This window comes from Thiohalophilus thiocyanatoxydans (genome assembly GCF_004366735.1).
Taxonomy (GTDB): Bacteria; Pseudomonadota; Gammaproteobacteria; order UBA6429; family Thiohalophilaceae; genus Thiohalophilus; species Thiohalophilus thiocyanatoxydans.
The window spans coordinates 1-16,196 of the sequence record NZ_SOQX01000003.1 but is presented as its reverse complement, the minus strand read 5'-3'; the positions used below and the strand labels follow the sequence as shown (position 1 = coordinate 16,196).

Genomic DNA, 16,196 nt, shown 5'->3' with positions numbered 1-16,196 from the left:
GACCGATCCCCTATGGCTCAGTATATTTACACCATGAACCGCGTCAGCAAGGTGGTTCCGCCCAAACGTACCATTCTCAAGGACATCTCCCTGTCGTTTTTCCCCGGGGCCAAGATCGGCGTGCTGGGGCTCAACGGGGCGGGTAAATCGACCCTGCTGCGGATCATGGCCGGGCTGGATACCGAGATCGAGGGCGAGGCGCGCCCGCAACCGGGGATCAACATCGGCTACCTCTCCCAGGAGCCGGAGCTGGATGAGACCAAAACCGTGCGCGAAAACGTGGAAGGGGCGCTGCAACACATCAAGGATGCCCAGGCCCGGCTGGAAGAAATCTACGCCGCCTACGCCGAGCCGGACGCCGATTTCGACGCCCTGGCCGCCGAGCAGGGGGAACTGGAAAACCTCCTGCAAGCCACCGACGGCCACAACCTGGAGCGAACCCTGGAGATCGCCGCCGACGCCCTGCGCCTGCCGCCCTGGGAGGCCGAGGTCAGCAAACTCTCCGGCGGCGAGCGCCGCCGGGTCGCGCTGTGCAAGTTGCTGCTCTCCAAACCCGACATGCTGCTGCTGGACGAGCCGACCAACCACCTGGATGCCGAGTCAGTCGCCTGGCTGGAACGCTTCTTACATGATTACAGCGGCACCGTGGTGGCGGTGACCCATGATCGCTATTTCCTGGACAACGTGGCCGGCTGGATTCTGGAGCTGGATCGCGGCGAAGGCATTCCCTGGCAGGGCAACTACTCCTCCTGGCTGGAACAGAAGGAAAAGCGGCTGGAGATGGAGGAGAAGCAGGAAAAGTCGCGGATCAAGACCATCAAGAGCGAACTGGAGTGGGTCCGTACCAACCCCAAAGGGCGCCAGGCCAAAAGCAAGGCGCGCCTGGCCCGCTTCGAGGAACTCTCTTCCAGGGATTACCAGAAGCGTAACGAAACCAACGAGCTGTTCATTCCGCCCGGCCCGCGCCTGGGCGATCTGGTGGTCGAAGCCAACCACCTTCGCAAGGGCTTCGACGACAAACTGCTGGTGGACGATCTCAGCTTCAACCTGCCGCCCGGCGGCATCGTCGGCATCATCGGCCCCAACGGCGCCGGCAAGACCACCCTGTTTCGCATGCTGGTGGGCCAGGAACAACCCGACGACGGCGAACTGCGCCTGGGCGAGACCGTGCAACTGGCCTACGTGGATCAAAGCCGCGACACGCTGGATGGCAGCAAAACCGTCTGGGAAGAGATCTCCGACGGCCAGGACATCATGAGCGTGGGCGATTTCGAGATCAATTCCCGCGCCTATGTCGGCCGCTTCAACTTTCGCGGCAGTGATCAGCAAAAGCGGGTTGGCGATCTCTCCGGCGGCGAGCGCAACCGGGTACACCTGGCCAAGCTGCTCAAAAGCGGCGGCAACGTGCTGCTGCTGGACGAACCGACCAACGATCTCGATGTGGAAACCCTGCGCGCGCTGGAACAGGCATTACTGGAATTCCCCGGTTGCGCGGTCGTCATCTCGCATGATCGCTGGTTCCTGGATCGCATCGCCACCCATATGCTGGCTTTTGAAGGCGACAGCCAGGTCACCTGGTTCGAAGGCAATTACGCCGACTACGAAGAAGATCGCAAACGCCGACTCGGCGACGAGGAGCCCCACCGAATCAAATACAAGCGTCTGGATAAATAAATCTAATCAGCAACGGTTCAGGGGCCGATCACGGCCCTTACGACCATTCGGGGCTGGGGCGATAATCTTCCGCCAGGATGTTTGACTCGTCATCGAGCTCATCGAACGGCCCGCTACCGTCATTGGGCTCGGCGATCGTTGTCACTGCCAGTTCATCCCAGATTTCCCGATCCACCTCTTCCACATCCCCGTCATAAAACTGAATATCGATACCCTCTTCATCACTGGCCACGACTTCAAAAATCCGGTTATCCCTGTCCAGATACCATTGACCAATCACGGGCTCAAACGGTTTTTCTTGCATACGTCCCTCCCTCCGAAGGTATTTCGGTGCGGGAAACTGTGTCGAAGTCGCGCGGCAACAGGCCGCTCTTATACAGTAGCAGGGGGGCTCGAAATGTCATCCCGAAACAGCGGGAATGTCGCAAGGCCTTCACTAATGTGAAAGGCCTTGAACAGTATTCTCCGAGTTGTTGAATACAGGCGGTTTTAGTCCTGCATGGGTGAGCCGGCGTCCGGTGCCGCGTGGTCAGTGCTCTGTTCCGCGGCGGGCGTTTCTTCCGCCTCATCGCCGGCGGGCGCGGCTTCAGCATCCGGGGCCGATGTCGGTTCAGCCTCATCCACGGCCGAAGTCGCTTCAACATAGCTGAAGCTGTCGGAGGCAATTACCTCGTCAGCCGCATTGATCACCGACACGGTCCACTCGCCGGTCCAGTCCGACATAATGCGTTTGCGGGACCAGACCCGCCAGCGCGGCCCGTTGACGTTGAATTCCACTTCCGCCATCACTTCGCCCTCGTATTCCCAGCGATGCCTGGCGGTCTGACCTTCCATATCGCGCAGTTCGGTAAAGTAATAGACTTCCCGGATTTCATTATCCAGCTGTTCAACATCATCCACCGGTTCGCGATCCTCGATCCGGGTGGTAAAGGCCGAACGCATCACACTGCCCGAAGAAAATCCGCTTTGTTCCATGGCCGTGCCCTGTGCCGTCTCATCAGGTTGCGCTTCAGGAGACGATTCTTCCCCCTGTTCTTCCCCGGACTGTTCTTCCTGCGACGCAGCCTCCCGGGGCGGCGCTGCCTGTTCAGTCGCGGGCGTGGCTTCCTGATCCGTATCCGCCGCCTGCTGGGCGATTGCCAGCTGACTGATACCAAACAGCATGGCCAGCAGTAATCCGTATTGTTGTTTCATCATTTCACTCCCATTCGAGTCGTTGCATGTGTCCGTGGCCGGGCAGGCTGCGTTCGCTGCCGTGCGGCCTGATTGTCGGGGCGGCTATGAAACGGGGTTTTGGCGGATCTATCTGTGATGCCAATCACAGCTTCGACAGTGATCAGTGTGACGGGTTTTGCAAGCTGTCCGAAAAACCGTTTTTAAACCATCGGGTTACGCAGGGGTCCGCCGCGCAACCAGCTATCGATGTTCCGCGCCACCTGATCGAGCAGACGTTGGCGGGCGGCCCGGCTCGCCCAGGCAATGTGTGGCGTGACAATGAGATTCTCCAGCCTGGCCTGTAACAGCGGGTTCTCCTCATCCGGGGGTTCCCGCTCCAGAACGTCGATCCCCGCCCCGCCGAGACGACCGTTCGCCAGCGCCTCATACAGGGCCGGTTCATCGACGATGCCGCCGCGTGCCGTATTGATCAACATAGCACCCGGTTTCATTAATGCCAGTTGTTCGGCCCCGATCAGGCCACGGGTCTGTTCGCTCAGCGGACAATGCAAGCTGACCACATCGGCCTGTTGCAACAGTTCAGCCAGATCGATCCGCCCCGGACGTTGATCCTGCGGATCGCGGCGCGCGATCAACGGATGCATCCCGAATGCCTCTCCCATCCGCGCCACAGCCCGGCCGAGTTCGCCGTAGCCGATGATGCCCAGGGTTTTGTCCTGCAACTCCTCGATGGGATGGTCGAGCAGACAGAAGTGCGGACTCTGCTGCCAGTGTCCCTGCCGCAGAGCGGCGGTATAGGCCGGCAGCCGCCGTGACAGGCTCAGGATCAGCATGAACACATGCTGGACCACGGAGGGCGTCGCATAGCCGGTCACGTTACAGACCCCGACACCCTGATTGCGGGCCGCGTCGAGATCCACGTTGTTGACCCCGGTGGCCGCGACCGCGATCAATTCGAGATCGGACAATTGCGCAAGCCGCTGCGCATCCAGCACGACCTTGTTGGTCACCACGACCGCCGCGCCCTGCAGGCGTTCGACGACCTGATCCGGATCGGTGGCCGGATAGTATTGCCAGTCGATCGGCAGCGCCGTGATGGCGGAAAAATCCAGATCCGGCGCCGCCATCCCGCCGGCCGTCAGGCTGCCGGTATCCACAAATACCCCGCGCCGCTTCGCTGCCATGCCTGCCCCGCCCTGTCCGATAAACCGATCCGGAGTATATTTGCCACTTTTGCCGGCGCGCAAACTCCGCGATAATCCCCGCTGACACTCAATTAACAAGGTTTGGCGCATGGCATTCAAGGGCTCGCCCGGTTTCACCCACGATCAGCCCGATCAGATCGGTATCCTGCTCACCAATCTCGGCACCCCCGACGCGCCGGACAGCGGCGCGGTACGCCGTTATCTGGCCGAGTTCCTCGCCGATCCGCGCATTGTCGAGATGCCCCGCTGGCTGTGGCGAATCATTCTGCACGGGGTGATCCTGCGCATCCGCCCGCCGAAGGTGGCCCATGCCTACGCCAGTGTCTGGCGTGAGGACGGCTCGCCGCTGCTGGTCTATACCCGCAAACAGGCCCGGGCCCTGCAACCGGCATTGGAGAACCTGTTTCAGCAGCCGGTAACGGTCGCCATGGGCATGCGCTATGGCACGCCGTCACTGGCCGCGGGACTGAACGAACTCAAAGCCGCCGGGGCACGGCGCATTCTGGTCCTGCCGCTCTATCCCCAATACTCGGCCACCACCACCGCCTCCACCTTCGATGCCATCGCCGACGAGCTGAAAACCTGGCGCTGGCTGCCCGAACTGCACATGCTGACCCAGTATCACGACCATCCCGGTTACATCAGCGCGCTGTGCACCACCATTGAGCAATTCCAGCAGCAACACGGCATACCGCAAAAGTTGCTGTTCTCCTTCCACGGTCTGCCCAAACGCTATCTGCTGGCCGGCGATCCCTATTTCTGCCAGTGCCACAAGACCGCCCGCCTGGTCGCCGAACAACTCGGCCTGGCCGACGACGCCTGGCAGGTCACCTTCCAGTCCCGCTTCGGCCGCGAGGAGTGGCTGCAGCCCTACACCGACTTCACCCTCAAGGCGTTACCCGGCGAGGGCATTCGCCACGTGCAGGTGATCAGCCCCGGCTTCGCCAGCGACTGCCTGGAAACCCTGGAAGAGATCGACATGCAGAACCGGGAATTTTTTCTCAAGGCCGGCGGCGAACACTTCGACTACATCCCGGCACTCAACGATCGCCCGGAACATATCCGGTTTCTGGCCGATCTGGTAAGCGAGCACACAGGAGCCTGGCAGTCGGTGCCCATTGCTGATGCTGTCACTCGAGAACAACTGGCCAAAAAAGAAGGAGCCGGGCAATAATCCCGGTTTATTTTTACCACGAAGACACGAAGGCACGAAGTAAAATCCCTTGCCTTGAAGCTGTAATCACTACGCCCGCATATTGACAAGCAACCTTCGTGACTTCGAGCCTTCGTGGTTTCGGATTTTCACATCTAGAACCTGGAAACTAAAAAAGGGGAGCAGATGCTCCCCTTTTTCAGTGCCGTATTGGACAACCGTTCAGGCGTTGTAATCCGCCAGGCCGGGATTGCCCTTCACGTTGACCAGCTTGGGCGTGTTGAGTTTCTTGACCGTCGCCACTTTCTGGTCCCGCAGATACTCGGCGACCACATCCCAGATGTCCTTGCCTTCGCGCGGATTGGGTGACACGGAGGCCCAGCCGGCCACGCTGTACTCCTTGTCGGGCTCGATCTTGGTGCCGTCATCCAGACTCATCTCCTTGATGCGGTTGCCCATTTTGGCGGTCGGATCGATCGTGTAATCCAGCCCACCGACACGCACCATGTCCCCGCCCTGCTGACGATAGGGATCCTCGTGGAAGATGTTATCGGCCACGTCTTCGAGGACCAGCTTGATGGTTTCACCACTCATGTTATCGACGTAGGTTTCCGGGTAGGTCAGACAGGTCTGATCCAGCACGTGCTCCATGGTGATCGGCTGCCCCGGCAATACCGTGGTGCCCCAGCGGAAGCCCGGCGAGAAGGAGATCTGTGCTCCGCCCACCTCGCGCAGTGCATCACAGATGAGCTGATCGAAGGTGCCGTTGAAGTTGCCGCGGCGATAGAGCACATCCTCGGCCACCGCCAGCTCTTCGTTCAGGGTATCGAGGTAGGGCTTGCGCACCTCTTCGATGTATTTGGCCATCTCCTGATCCGGCTCCAGGAAGTTGGAGAAGACCGGCAGCAGCTTGTAATCGTAACCCTGGACCTTGCCGTTACGGATATCGAACTGCATCACACCCAGGAACTTGCCGTTGGAACCGGCATTGGTGACCAGGGTGGTACCGCCCTTGTTCTTCACTTCCATGGCACCGGGCATCCCGTCGTGGGTATGGCCGCCGAAGATAGCATCGATACCACTGACCTGCGAGGCCATCTTGATATCCACGTCCATGCCGTTGTGCGAGATCACAACCACGGCATCGGGCTTTTCGGTTTCGCGCACGGTATCCACCATCGCCTGCATGGCTTCATCACGAATCCCGAAGGTCCAGTCGGGGATAAAGCGATCACCGGGATTGGCGATCGGGGTATAGGGGAACGCCTGACCGATAACCGCCACGCGGATGCCGCCTTCCATCTCCTTGATGGTGTAAGGCTTGAAGGCGTGCAGGGAGTTCATATCGAAGTGCTCGAAGTCCTCGAACTTGTAATCAAAGCTGGCTTCAGCCTTGACCCGAACATTCTGGCAGACAAATTCGCCGTCGAAGTCCTTGACGTTGGAGATGACCTCCTCGTCGTGGTAGGTGAATTCCCAGTGACCGGTCATCACATCGACGCCCAGCAGGTTACAGGCACCGACCATGTCCTTGCCACGCGTCCAGTAGGCCGTTCCGGAACCCTGCCAGGTATCGCCCCCGTCCATCATCAGGGTCCGGTTGGCGCCGTGATCGGCCCGCAGTTTCTTGACCAGGGTTTGCAGATGCGCAAAACCGCCGACCTTGCCGTATTTTTCGGCCGCTTCGGCGAAGTTCAGATAGGTAAAGGCATGTGCCTCGGGCGTACCGGGTTTGATCCCGTAGTAATCAAGCAGCTCGTTGCCCACAATATGCGGCGGCCGGCCACGGGCATCGTGCAGCCCCAGATTCACGTTCGGCTCACGGAAATAGACCGGTTTCAGCTGGGCATGGCAGTCGGTCATGTGCATAAAAGTGACATTGCCGAACTTGGGAACATGGTACATATCCTCGGGCGCCTTGCCCTGTCCGGTGGTCGTCACTCCGGCTGAGCCACTCGACTTGTTGTCGCAACCCGGCAACATGCCTGCAGCCGCAGCCATACCCATCAACTGGATAAATTCACGGCGATTAATAGACATTCAGTCCTCCTCGTATACCTTCAGTTAAGTCTTGGTTTTTACTGTAGTAATTGTTTTTCTTGGCGCCCGTCTGAGCAGGCTGTTCACCGGAATCACATTCTGTGACCCCACAGCGGGATGTCGTCATGATAGTACAAACCTTTCCCCGGATGCATGTGTTTACGTGCGCCTGTCGACAAAACCGCGCCCGGCCCTGCGGTTTGCACTCTTTTTGTCGTGCCGCGCAACGCCAGGTTGCAGATTGCATCAATGCCCGCCCGGGCGCGCGGCCCGACCCCGCAGGCGCGCTTGTGCGTCTGGCTCGGGTTGATGCGCTTGAAACCGTATTTCCACGGCACCACCAGCCGCAGCGGCGCCCATTCTGGTTGGGCAGCACCTCCCCATGGCGTCCCGCCGCCAGAATAGTCATCGGGTACCAGTCTCATCCCTGCGCACCCCTTCGACACAGGACCACCCCGGCAGGCCATAGCACTGGCCCGGCATCTCCCCGCGCCGGTGCAAGGTGGTAATTCAACATACCTGGCCGCAGCCGGCCTGGCCCAAACCCGGCAGCCCACAAACCCGGCGCAGCAAGCGGTGCCAGCGCGCGGGATTGGCTTTATGACATCCCACCACCGGGCAAGTTCACCCATATCAGCAACAGCGGGTTTGAACGACCGAACGACTGTCGTGGCATCAGCGGTTGGGCTATGATGCACCACGCAGAAACGGAACAAGACAGGCTTGATGCGCGTCACCGATCCGAGCACATCCTCCGCCGGCAACCGACGGATCAACACGGTACTGTCCCAGCAGTCACGCAGTATGGGACAGTTACGTCGTATCGAAATCTATAATGACAAGTTCGTCAAAGTCATCGATCAGGATCTGTTCGGGCGGCAAAGCTATCATCTGAACCTCAGTATGCTGGAGCCGTGGCCGGTACGCCATCGGCGCATCGCCTGGCGCTGGCTGCTGGGAATGATCTGTTTTGCGCTGACCACGCTGGCGTTCGGCTATTATCTCTGGCTGCATCAGGACCCGGCAACACTGAACCGGCTGTTGCCGTTTATCATTGCCTTTATATTGCTGACCTGTGGTTTTCTGATCCTGTTTATCTACCACTCCCCCAATGTCACCGAGTTTCGCAGCCGCTACGGCAGTTGCCCGCTATTACGTCTGTTGTACAACAAACCCGATCCCGAAAGCTTTCGCCACTTTGTCGCCGAACTGCGCACCCGCATTCTCGCCGCCAGCCAGGCAGTCACGTTTGATAAAAAAGAGATGCTGGCCATCGAGCTGAAAGAACTGGACCGTCTGGCGGACGAAGGCGTCCTCACCCGGGACGCCTACCACCGCGCCCGCCAGCGCATCATGAACATGCACTTTTGATGAGATATATTTTTTACCGCAGAGACGCAGAGGATCGCAGAGGTTTTATTTTTGGGCCTGTATAGAAACGACCACCTTTGCCAAACATAGATCCAGAACTACAATGCAATTCAAAAAAATGCCGGCGTAAGCCGGCATTGTGAATGGTTATAAATTTTTCTCTGCGTTCCTCTGCGTCTCTGCGGTGATCCCTGGGTTTTAAGCCGCCGAGGCCTTGCGGTCGGATTTGCCGAAGACGAACCGGTCGTCCTCGACGTCGACCTTGATCACATCGCCGGGCACGAACTTGCCGGAGAGGATCTCCTGCGCCAGGGTGTTTTCCACCTGTTGCTGGATCGCGCGCTTGAGCGGCCGGGCGCCGTAAACCGGATCGAAACCGGCTTCGCCGATTTTGTCCAGCGCGGTTTCGGTCAGCTCGATGTCCATGTGCCGATCCTGCAGGCGCTTGCGCAGGTAGTCGAACTGGATACCGGCGATAGCCCGGATCTGTTCGCGGGCCAGCGGATGGAACACGACCACTTCGTCGACGCGGTTGATGAACTCGGGCCGGAAGTGCTGGCCGATGATCTCCATCACCGTGGCTTTCATCGCGTCGTAATTCTCCTCGCCGGCCATCTCCTGGATCTGTTGCGAGCCCAGGTTGGAAGTCATGACGATCACCGTGTTACGAAAATCCACGGTCCGCCCGTGACCGTCGGTCAGGCGACCGTCATCCAGCACCTGCAAGAGAATGTTGAACACATCGGGATGGGCCTTTTCGACCTCGTCGAGCAGGATCACCGAATAGGGTTTGCGGCGTACCGCTTCGGTCAGGTAACCGCCCTCTTCATAACCGACATAGCCCGGCGGGGCGCCGATCAGGCGGGCCACCGAGTGTTTCTCCATGAACTCGGACATGTCGATGCGCACCATCGCCTCTTCGGTATCGAACAGGAAGGAGGCCAGCGACTTGGTTAATTCGGTCTTGCCCACCCCGGTCGGGCCGAGGAACAGGAACGAGCCGTTGGGCCGGTTGGGATCGGAGAGACCCGCGCGCGAGCGGCGAATGGCGTCGGCCACCGACTTGACCGCCTCGTCCTGTCCCACCACGCGCTGGTGCAGTGCCTCTTCCATGCGCAGCAGTTTGTCGCGCTCGCCTTCGAGCATCTTGGAGACCGGGATGCCGGTCCACTTGGAAACCACTTCGGCGATCTCCTCCTCGGTCACCGAGGTACGCAGCAGGATCGTCTCCTGGACCTCGGCCTGGGAGGCCATCTCCAGCTGTTTTTCCAGTTCAGGGATCTTGCCGTACTGCAGCTCGGACATGCGGGTCAGATCGCCGGCCCGGCGCGCGGTATCCAGTTCGATGCGGGCCCGCTCCAGCTCTTCTTTAACGTGCTGGGAACCCTGCACCGCGGCTTTTTCCGAATTCCAGATCTCTTCGAGATCGTGGTATTCGCGTTCCAGTTTGCTGATCTCCTCTTTCAGCTTGCCGAGACGTTCCAGCGAGGCTTCGTCACTCTCTTTTTTCAACGCTTCGTGTTCAATCTTGAGCTGAATCAGCCTGCGATCGAGTTTATCCATGGATTCGGGTTTGGAATCGATCTCCATGCGAATCCGGCTGGCGGCTTCATCAATGAGATCGATTGCCTTGTCGGGCAACTGTCGCTCGGTAATATAACGGTGTGACAGCATGGCGGCGGAGACAATGGCCGGATCGGTAATATCCACCCCGTGATGGACTTCGTATTTCTCTTTCAGCCCGCGCAGGATCGCCACCGTATCTTCCACGCTCGGTTCATCCACCTGCACCTTCTGGAAACGACGCTCCAGGGCCGCGTCCTTCTCGATGTACTTGCGGTACTCGTCCAGGGTGGTGGCACCGATGCAGTGCAGTTCGCCACGAGCCAGGGCCGGCTTGAGCATGTTGCCGGCATCCATCGAGCCTTCCGCCTTGCCGGCGCCGACCACGGTATGGATCTCGTCGATAAACAGAATGACCTGGCCTTCCTGTTTGGAGAGATCACTGAGCACGCCCTTGAGTCGCTCTTCGAACTCGCCACGGAACTTGGCGCCTGCCAGCAGCGAACCCATATCCAGCGACAGCACCCGTTTGTTCTTCAGCCCGTCGGGCACCTCGCCGTTAATGATCCGTTGCGCCAGCCCCTCGACGATGGCGGTCTTGCCCACGCCGGGTTCGCCGATCAGCACCGGGTTGTTCTTGGTACGCCGTTGCAGTACCTGCACGGCACGACGGATCTCGTCATCGCGGCCGATGACCGGATCCAGCTTGCCCTGCTCGGCCCGCTCGGTGAGATCGATGGTGTATTTTTCCAGCGCCTGGCGCTGTTCCTCGGCGTTGGGATCATCCACCTGTTGCCCGCCGCGCACATTCTCGATCGCTTTTTCGAGCGCGCCCTTATCGGCGCCGGCCTTGCGCAGGAGCTCTCCGAGGTTGCTCTTGTCGTCCACCGCCGCCAGTACGAACAGCTCGCTGGAGATGTACTTGTCCTGACGCTTTTGCGCCAGCTTGTCGGTCAGATTCAGCAATCGCGACAGATCGTTGGAGATGTGCACCTCGCCGGTGGCATCCTCGATCTGCGGCAGATGATCCAGCGCTTCACCCAGCTGGGAGCGCAGCAGATTGACGTTAACGTCGGCCTGGGCCAGCAGATGCGAGACGCTGCCGCCTTCCTGATCCAGCAGCGCGCTCATCAGATGCACCGGCTCGATCATCTGGTGATCGCGCCCGACCGCCAGGCTCTGGGCGTCGGCGATCGCCATCTGGAATTTGCTGGTGAGTTTGTCCATTCGCATGAGTCGGTTTCCCCTGTACGGATAAAATTTCAATGACTCCTACAAAAATAGGGCCGGTTATGCGGGATTCAAGGCGCAGCGGCAAAACAAGTCCTCAACGATAGACCGGAATCAGGTTCAAAGCCCCTACCCTGCCCGGCTATGCGGTGAATAACGGGGAGACGCGGAGATTTTCTATGGGTTCGTTCTCACTGAAACAAGAGACGGCAGGCGGTAAATATAATTAATCGCTTTCACTTCTCAGCGCCTCCGCGTCTCCGCACCCAAACAACGGGCATAAACGTCCTCTGCGTTTTATCACCGCTTTTGCGCGAATCATTGCTCGCTGGCGCTGGCGCAGCGGATACAGAGGGTGGCGGCGGGGTCGGCGAACAGGCGGGCGGCGGCGATGGGCTCCTCACAACGCAGGCAATCACCATACTCGCCCTGATCCATCCGCCGCAGCGCCGTCTCGATACGCGTGAGCATCTGCTGGCGGCGCTGGCCGGCGGCCTGTGACATGGCCTGACCCTGCAGGGCATCCATGCGCGAGAGGCGACCGACCCGGGTCTGATCCAGCTCCACGGTCGAGCTGGCCTCGGCATTGGCCTCGCGGGTCGCATCCAGCGCGGCCCGCTGCGCCAGCAGGGCGGCGCGCAGTTGCTCGAGTTCGGTATCGGTCAGGCTCATGGGGGGATGATACGCTTTAACTTGGTGCTCGGCACACCCGCCGTGTGCCTTGCCGGGCGCTTTGTGCTATAGTGCGCGCCGCGTTTGCCCCCGCACCCCTTCCGTCACGATCGACTTTCTGTCCGCTGTGGCGCACCGGCGGTGCCCGCCAATGCTTTCATTCTCCCAACTTAACGGTCGTTGCCGCCGCTGGCGGCCGTGTTGCGCCGATTTCGTGTCTGACGCAGCGCACGACTATTGCAAACCGGAATACCGACGCCATGTACCAGACCCTGAAAACCAACTGGCTCAGCAACCCCCGCGGCGATCTGCTCGCCGGCATCGTGGTGGCGCTGGCGCTGATCCCCGAGGCGATCGCCTTTTCCATTATCGCCGGGGTCGATCCCAAAGTCGGCCTCTACGCCTCGTTCTGTATCGCTGTGGTGATCGCCTTCACCGGCGGCCGTACCGGCATGATCTCCGCCGCCACCGGTGCCATGGCGTTGCTGATGGTCACCCTGGTCAAAGAACACGGGCTGGAATACCTGCTGGCCGCCACCCTGCTGACCGGCCTGCTGCAGATTGGCGCCGGCTATCTCAAGCTCGGCTCGCTGATGCGCTTTGTCTCGCGCTCGGTGGTCACCGGCTTCGTCAACGCGCTGGCGATCCTGATCTTTCTGGCCCAGTTGCCGGAACTGAACCCGGCCACCGACGGGGTCACCTGGCATGTCTACGCCATGACCGCCGGCGGACTGGGAATCATCTACCTGTTTCCCTATCTCACCCGCTCCATCCCTTCGCCGCTGGTCACCATCGTGGTGCTGACCGCGCTGGCCATCTGGCTGGATATGGATATTCGCAACGTCGGCAGCATGGGCGAGCTGCCCGACACCCTGCCGGTCTTCCTCTGGCCCGACGTGCCGCTGAATCTCGAGACCCTGTTAATCATCCTGCCCTATTCCGTCTCGCTGGCCGTGGTCGGGCTGCTGGAGTCGCTAATGACCGCCACCATTGTCGACGATCTGACCGACACCCCGAGCGACAAGAACCGTGAATGCAAGGGCCAGGGCATCGCCAATATCGGCTCCGGTCTGCTCGGCGGCATGGCCGGTTGCGCGATGATCGGCCAGTCGGTGATCAACATCAAATCCGGCGGCCGCACCCGGCTCTCGACCCTGTCAGCCGGCGTGTTTCTATTATTAATGGTCGTCTTTCTCGACCGGTGGGTGGCGCAGATCCCCATGGCCGCACTGGTGGCCGTGATGATCATGGTCGCCATCGGGACCTTCAGCTGGGAGTCGATCCGGAATCTGAAACAACATCCGATGAGCAGCAACATTGTGATGATCGCCACCGTGGTGGTGGTCGTCGCCACCCACAATCTGGCGTATGGTGTGTTCGTCGGCGTGCTGCTGGGTGCGCTGTTCTTCGCCAACAAGGTGGGCCAGTACAAATACGTGGTCTCGGAGGCCAGCGACGACGGCCTGACCCGCACCTACCGGGTGGTGGGTCAGGTCTTCTTTGCCTCGGCGGACAAGTTCGTCGAGTTTTTCGACTTCAAGGAGGCCGTCGACAAGGTGGTGATCGATCTCTGCGAGGCCCACTTCTGGGACATCACTGCCGTGAGCGCACTGGACAAGGTGGTGCTCAAATTCCGCCGCGAAGGCACCGAGGTGGAAGTGATCGGCCTGAACGAGGCCAGCGCCACCATCGTGGATCGCTTCGCCGTACACGACAAACCCGACGCCGTCGACAAACTGATGGCCCACTGACAGGAAGCTGAATGATGAAAAACGTAGTCGCCTGTATCGACGGCACCGACGTTTCCACCGCGGTGAGTGACTTCGGCGCCTGGGCCAGCCAGCGGCTGACCGTGTCACTGGTGTTGCTGCACGTGCTGGATAAATCGGAGTACCCGGCGCAAACCGACATGAGCGGCAACATCGGCCTCGGCAGTCGCGAGGCCCTGCTGCAGGAGCTGGCGGAACTGGATGAAAAGCGCGGCAAGCTGGCGCTGGAGCAGGGCCGTATGATGCTGGAAACCGCGAAACAACGCGCCATGGACGACGGCGTCATTGAACCCATTACCCACCAGCGCCACGGCAACCTGCTCGATTCACTGCTGGCGATCGAGCAGGACACCCGCCTGCTGGTGCTGGGCAAGCATGACGAGAAACTCAAACCGCATGTCGGCAGCCGGGTGGAGAGCGTGGTACGCAGTCTGCATTGCCCGATCCTGGTCACCACCGACACCTTCAAGGCCCCCGAGAAGGTCATGCTCGCCTTCGACGGCAGCGACACCACCCGCAAGGGGGTCGAGATGGTCGCCGGCAGTCCGCTGTTTAAAGGGGTCCCCTGTCACCTGATCCTGGTCGGCAACGACAACGAAGCGCATCGCAAACAACTCAACTGGGCCCAAAGCACTCTCGAAGCGGCCGGTTTTGATGCCCCCGCGAGTATTATCAGCGGCGATGTCGAGCAGGTATTGTGCGATTACCGGCGCGAGCACAGTATCGACATGCTGATCATGGGCGCCTGGGGCCACTCGGTAGTGCGCCGTTTTCTGGTCGGCAGCACCACCACCAGCGTGGTCCGCAACGCCACCGTGCCGGTGTTATTGCTGCGCTAGATAAACGTTCCGAATACCCGTCCATTGAGCGAATAGCCTGGCTCAAGGCGCAACGTGACGGATCCCGATTGTTCCGGTTCAGGTGGAACCGCTGCGCGTGTTCCACCCTGCGCAGGTTGCTCGGGTAATGGGAACTGGTATTGAGACAGCTGCCGTTAATGCAGTGTGGAATGGGCCAGGTAGATCACCGCCACCCCCAGCAAAATAAGAATGATCTGCTGGACGGTCTGGCTGAACTCGACGCGCTTGTGCAGGCCCGGAATCAGATCGGCCACGGCAATATAGATAAAGCTGGAGGCCGCGATGGCCAGCACGAACGGCAAGGCCTGTTGCATATCGGCCAGACTGTAATAGGCCAGTCCCGCGCCAATCAAGGTCGTCAGACTGGCCAGGACATTAAACACAAACGCCTTGCGCCTGCTAAAACCGCTTTGCAGCAGCACGGCGAAGTCACCCACCTCTTGCGGGATCTCGTGCGCCGCCACCGCCAGCGCAGTGACGATCCCCAGATGGATGTCGGTCATGAAGGCGGCGGCGATCAGCACACCGTCCACGAAATTATGCACCCCGTCACCGATCAGGATCAGGGTCCCCGCCGCATTATGGTTATCGTGTGCATGCGGTTCCGGCGTATGCGCCTCGCACACCTCGTGATGGCAATGGCGCCACAGCACCATCTTCTCCAGCAGGAAAAAGCCCAGCAGCCCGAGCAACACGGTCATGCCCAGCAGATGAAAGTCGTCCGTGCCGCCCAGCGCGTGCGGCAACAGAGCCAGAAACGCCGCGCCCAGCAGGGCGCCGATGGCGAAGCTGACAAAATGGGGCAGCAGTCGTTCCCGGGTGAACCCCGGGATCAGTAAAAACAGCGCCGCCGCCAGCACACTCAGCACCCCGCCGAGCAGACTGAACAGCAAAATCCAGGTGAATAACGACATCAGGTTTCCCGATCAACAAAAAACTTTGCCATGATACCTTCTAGAAGAGTCACTAGCACCTGGTAACTAAACAACTATTCCAAATTCATGCACGCTTTACACTTTGGCTAATTCTGTAGGTCACGCTGGCGTTAGCCTGCGTGACACCCTGCCGATACGAAGAATGTCAGGGAGCGCTACGCGCACCCTGACCTACGCCACTAGCACCTGGTACCTAGCAGCTAGCCCCTGTCATCTGGCACCAGCAGGTAGGCCCGATATAGCAACGCGGTATCGGGCACTTTCGAGTTGCCGGACACCGCAGAGTTTATGCCCGCAGGGTGCTATGTCCGGCCTACCGCCAGAAGCAAGTAGGCCCGATATAGCAACGCGGTATCGGGCACTTTTCGGGTTGCCGGACACCGCATCCGCTATGTCCGGCCTACCACTAGCCCCTAGTATCTAGCTGTGTAAACCCACCAGGTTGTTCACGGAAAGCCCCAACCGGCTAACCGGCGGTTTGTAATCCAGGCTGGCATGGGGGCGGTGCCAGTTGTACTCATGCAGCCAAACCGGAAGCTGCCGGGCTC

14 protein-coding genes are annotated in these 16,196 nt (G+C 60.0%); 5 read left to right on the top strand and 9 right to left on the bottom strand.

Going from position 1 to position 16,196, the window contains the following annotated elements; genetic code table 11:
- Positions 1–12: 12 nt before the first annotated feature.
- Positions 13–1,674, top strand: a complete 1,662-nt coding sequence (gene ettA / locus EDC23_RS06995; RefSeq protein ID WP_134082646.1) for an energy-dependent translational throttle protein EttA — start codon at positions 13–15, stop codon at positions 1,672–1,674.
- A 37-nt stretch (positions 1,675–1,711) separates the two neighbouring features.
- On the opposite strand, the gene EDC23_RS06990 is transcribed toward ettA, so the two are convergent.
- The 3 genes from EDC23_RS06990 to EDC23_RS06980 all read right to left on the bottom strand — a co-directional run bounded on the left by EDC23_RS06990 (position 1,712) and on the right by EDC23_RS06980 (position 4,034).
- Positions 1,712–1,978 carry a DUF6763 family protein gene (locus tag EDC23_RS06990; RefSeq protein WP_134082643.1) on the bottom strand — a complete coding sequence of 89 codons (267 nt, stop codon included), beginning with the start codon at positions 1,976–1,978 and terminating at the stop codon, positions 1,712–1,714.
- A 185-nt stretch (positions 1,979–2,163) separates the two neighbouring features.
- Entirely contained in the window at positions 2,164–2,871 is a 708-nt protein-coding gene (locus EDC23_RS06985; RefSeq protein ID WP_134082640.1) for a DUF2914 domain-containing protein, read from the bottom strand.
- A 179-nt stretch (positions 2,872–3,050) separates the two neighbouring features.
- Entirely contained in the window at positions 3,051–4,034 is a 984-nt protein-coding gene (locus EDC23_RS06980; protein WP_134082637.1) for a 2-hydroxyacid dehydrogenase, read from the bottom strand.
- A gap of 109 nt (positions 4,035–4,143) precedes the next feature.
- Here EDC23_RS06980 and hemH point away from each other — a divergent pair, with 109 nt between their 5' ends.
- Positions 4,144–5,229: a ferrochelatase gene (gene hemH, locus EDC23_RS06975; protein ID WP_134082634.1), complete on the top strand. Its 1,086-nt coding sequence runs from the start codon at positions 4,144–4,146 to the stop codon at positions 5,227–5,229.
- A 201-nt stretch (positions 5,230–5,430) separates the two neighbouring features.
- Here the strand turns inward: hemH and soxB are convergent, their stop codons facing one another.
- Positions 5,431–7,248: a thiosulfohydrolase SoxB gene (gene soxB, locus EDC23_RS06970; RefSeq protein WP_134082632.1), complete on the bottom strand. Its 1,818-nt coding sequence runs from the start codon at positions 7,246–7,248 to the stop codon at positions 5,431–5,433.
- A 92-nt stretch (positions 7,249–7,340) separates the two neighbouring features.
- Complete coding sequence (locus tag EDC23_RS06965; RefSeq protein ID WP_134082629.1) at positions 7,341–7,673, bottom strand: hypothetical protein; 333 nt, start codon at positions 7,671–7,673, stop codon at positions 7,341–7,343.
- A gap of 301 nt (positions 7,674–7,974) precedes the next feature.
- Here EDC23_RS06965 and EDC23_RS06960 point away from each other — a divergent pair, with 301 nt between their 5' ends.
- Positions 7,975–8,619: a hypothetical protein gene (locus EDC23_RS06960; protein ID WP_134082626.1), complete on the top strand. Its 645-nt coding sequence runs from the start codon at positions 7,975–7,977 to the stop codon at positions 8,617–8,619.
- A gap of 198 nt (positions 8,620–8,817) precedes the next feature.
- On the opposite strand, the gene clpB is transcribed toward EDC23_RS06960, so the two are convergent.
- Both clpB and EDC23_RS06950 read right to left on the bottom strand, forming a co-directional pair.
- Positions 8,818–11,409 (bottom strand): ATP-dependent chaperone ClpB, encoded by a 2,592-nt coding sequence (clpB, locus tag EDC23_RS06955; protein ID WP_134083272.1) that lies wholly within the window; start codon positions 11,407–11,409, stop codon positions 8,818–8,820.
- A 321-nt stretch (positions 11,410–11,730) separates the two neighbouring features.
- A complete protein-coding gene (locus EDC23_RS06950) occupies positions 11,731–12,084 on the bottom strand; it encodes a TraR/DksA family transcriptional regulator (RefSeq protein ID WP_134082623.1) in 354 nt (117 codons plus the stop codon).
- 260 nt (positions 12,085–12,344) lie between these two features.
- Here EDC23_RS06950 and EDC23_RS06945 point away from each other — a divergent pair, with 260 nt between their 5' ends.
- On the top strand, positions 12,345–13,835 hold the full coding sequence (locus tag EDC23_RS06945) for a SulP family inorganic anion transporter (RefSeq protein WP_134082620.1): 1,491 nt from the start codon (positions 12,345–12,347) through the stop codon (positions 13,833–13,835).
- Positions 13,836–13,849: 14 nt separating this feature from the next.
- A complete protein-coding gene (locus EDC23_RS06940) occupies positions 13,850–14,692 on the top strand; it encodes a universal stress protein (protein ID WP_134083269.1) in 843 nt (280 codons plus the stop codon).
- 155 nt (positions 14,693–14,847) lie between these two features.
- Here EDC23_RS06940 and EDC23_RS06935 read toward each other — a convergent pair whose 3' ends face one another.
- The gene (locus EDC23_RS06935; protein WP_134082617.1) at positions 14,848–15,627 is read right to left on the bottom strand and encodes a ZIP family metal transporter; all 780 of its coding nucleotides are present in this window, start codon (positions 15,625–15,627) and stop codon (positions 14,848–14,850) included.
- Between the two features lie 441 nt (positions 15,628–16,068).
- A partial coding sequence (locus tag EDC23_RS06930) for an integrase core domain-containing protein (RefSeq protein ID WP_166668796.1) occupies positions 16,069–16,196 on the bottom strand: 128 nt, incomplete at its 5' end.

Bases quoted from the DNA above. Each gene is read 5' to 3' on its own strand.
- EDC23_RS06985 (WP_134082640.1), bottom strand. From the start codon at position 2,871: ATGATGAAACAACAATACGGATTACTGCTGGCCATGCTGTTTGGTATC.
- soxB (WP_134082632.1), bottom strand. From the start codon at position 7,248: ATGTCTATTAATCGCCGTGAATTTATCCAGTTGATGGGTATGGCTGCG.
- EDC23_RS06940 (WP_134083269.1), top strand. From the start codon at position 13,850: ATGAAAAACGTAGTCGCCTGTATCGACGGCACCGACGTTTCCACCGCG.
- ettA (WP_134082646.1), top strand. From the start codon at position 13: ATGGCTCAGTATATTTACACCATGAACCGCGTCAGCAAGGTGGTTCCG.
- EDC23_RS06945 (WP_134082620.1), top strand. From the start codon at position 12,345: ATGTACCAGACCCTGAAAACCAACTGGCTCAGCAACCCCCGCGGCGAT.
- EDC23_RS06990 (WP_134082643.1), bottom strand. From the start codon at position 1,978: ATGCAAGAAAAACCGTTTGAGCCCGTGATTGGTCAATGGTATCTGGAC.
- hemH (WP_134082634.1), top strand. From the start codon at position 4,144: ATGGCATTCAAGGGCTCGCCCGGTTTCACCCACGATCAGCCCGATCAG.
- EDC23_RS06950 (WP_134082623.1), bottom strand. From the start codon at position 12,084: ATGAGCCTGACCGATACCGAACTCGAGCAACTGCGCGCCGCCCTGCTG.
- EDC23_RS06935 (WP_134082617.1), bottom strand. From the start codon at position 15,627: ATGTCGTTATTCACCTGGATTTTGCTGTTCAGTCTGCTCGGCGGGGTG.
- EDC23_RS06960 (WP_134082626.1), top strand. From the start codon at position 7,975: ATGCGCGTCACCGATCCGAGCACATCCTCCGCCGGCAACCGACGGATC.
- EDC23_RS06980 (WP_134082637.1), bottom strand. From the start codon at position 4,034: ATGGCAGCGAAGCGGCGCGGGGTATTTGTGGATACCGGCAGCCTGACG.
- clpB (WP_134083272.1), bottom strand. From the start codon at position 11,409: ATGGACAAACTCACCAGCAAATTCCAGATGGCGATCGCCGACGCCCAG.
- EDC23_RS06965 (WP_134082629.1), bottom strand. From the start codon at position 7,673: ATGAGACTGGTACCCGATGACTATTCTGGCGGCGGGACGCCATGGGGA.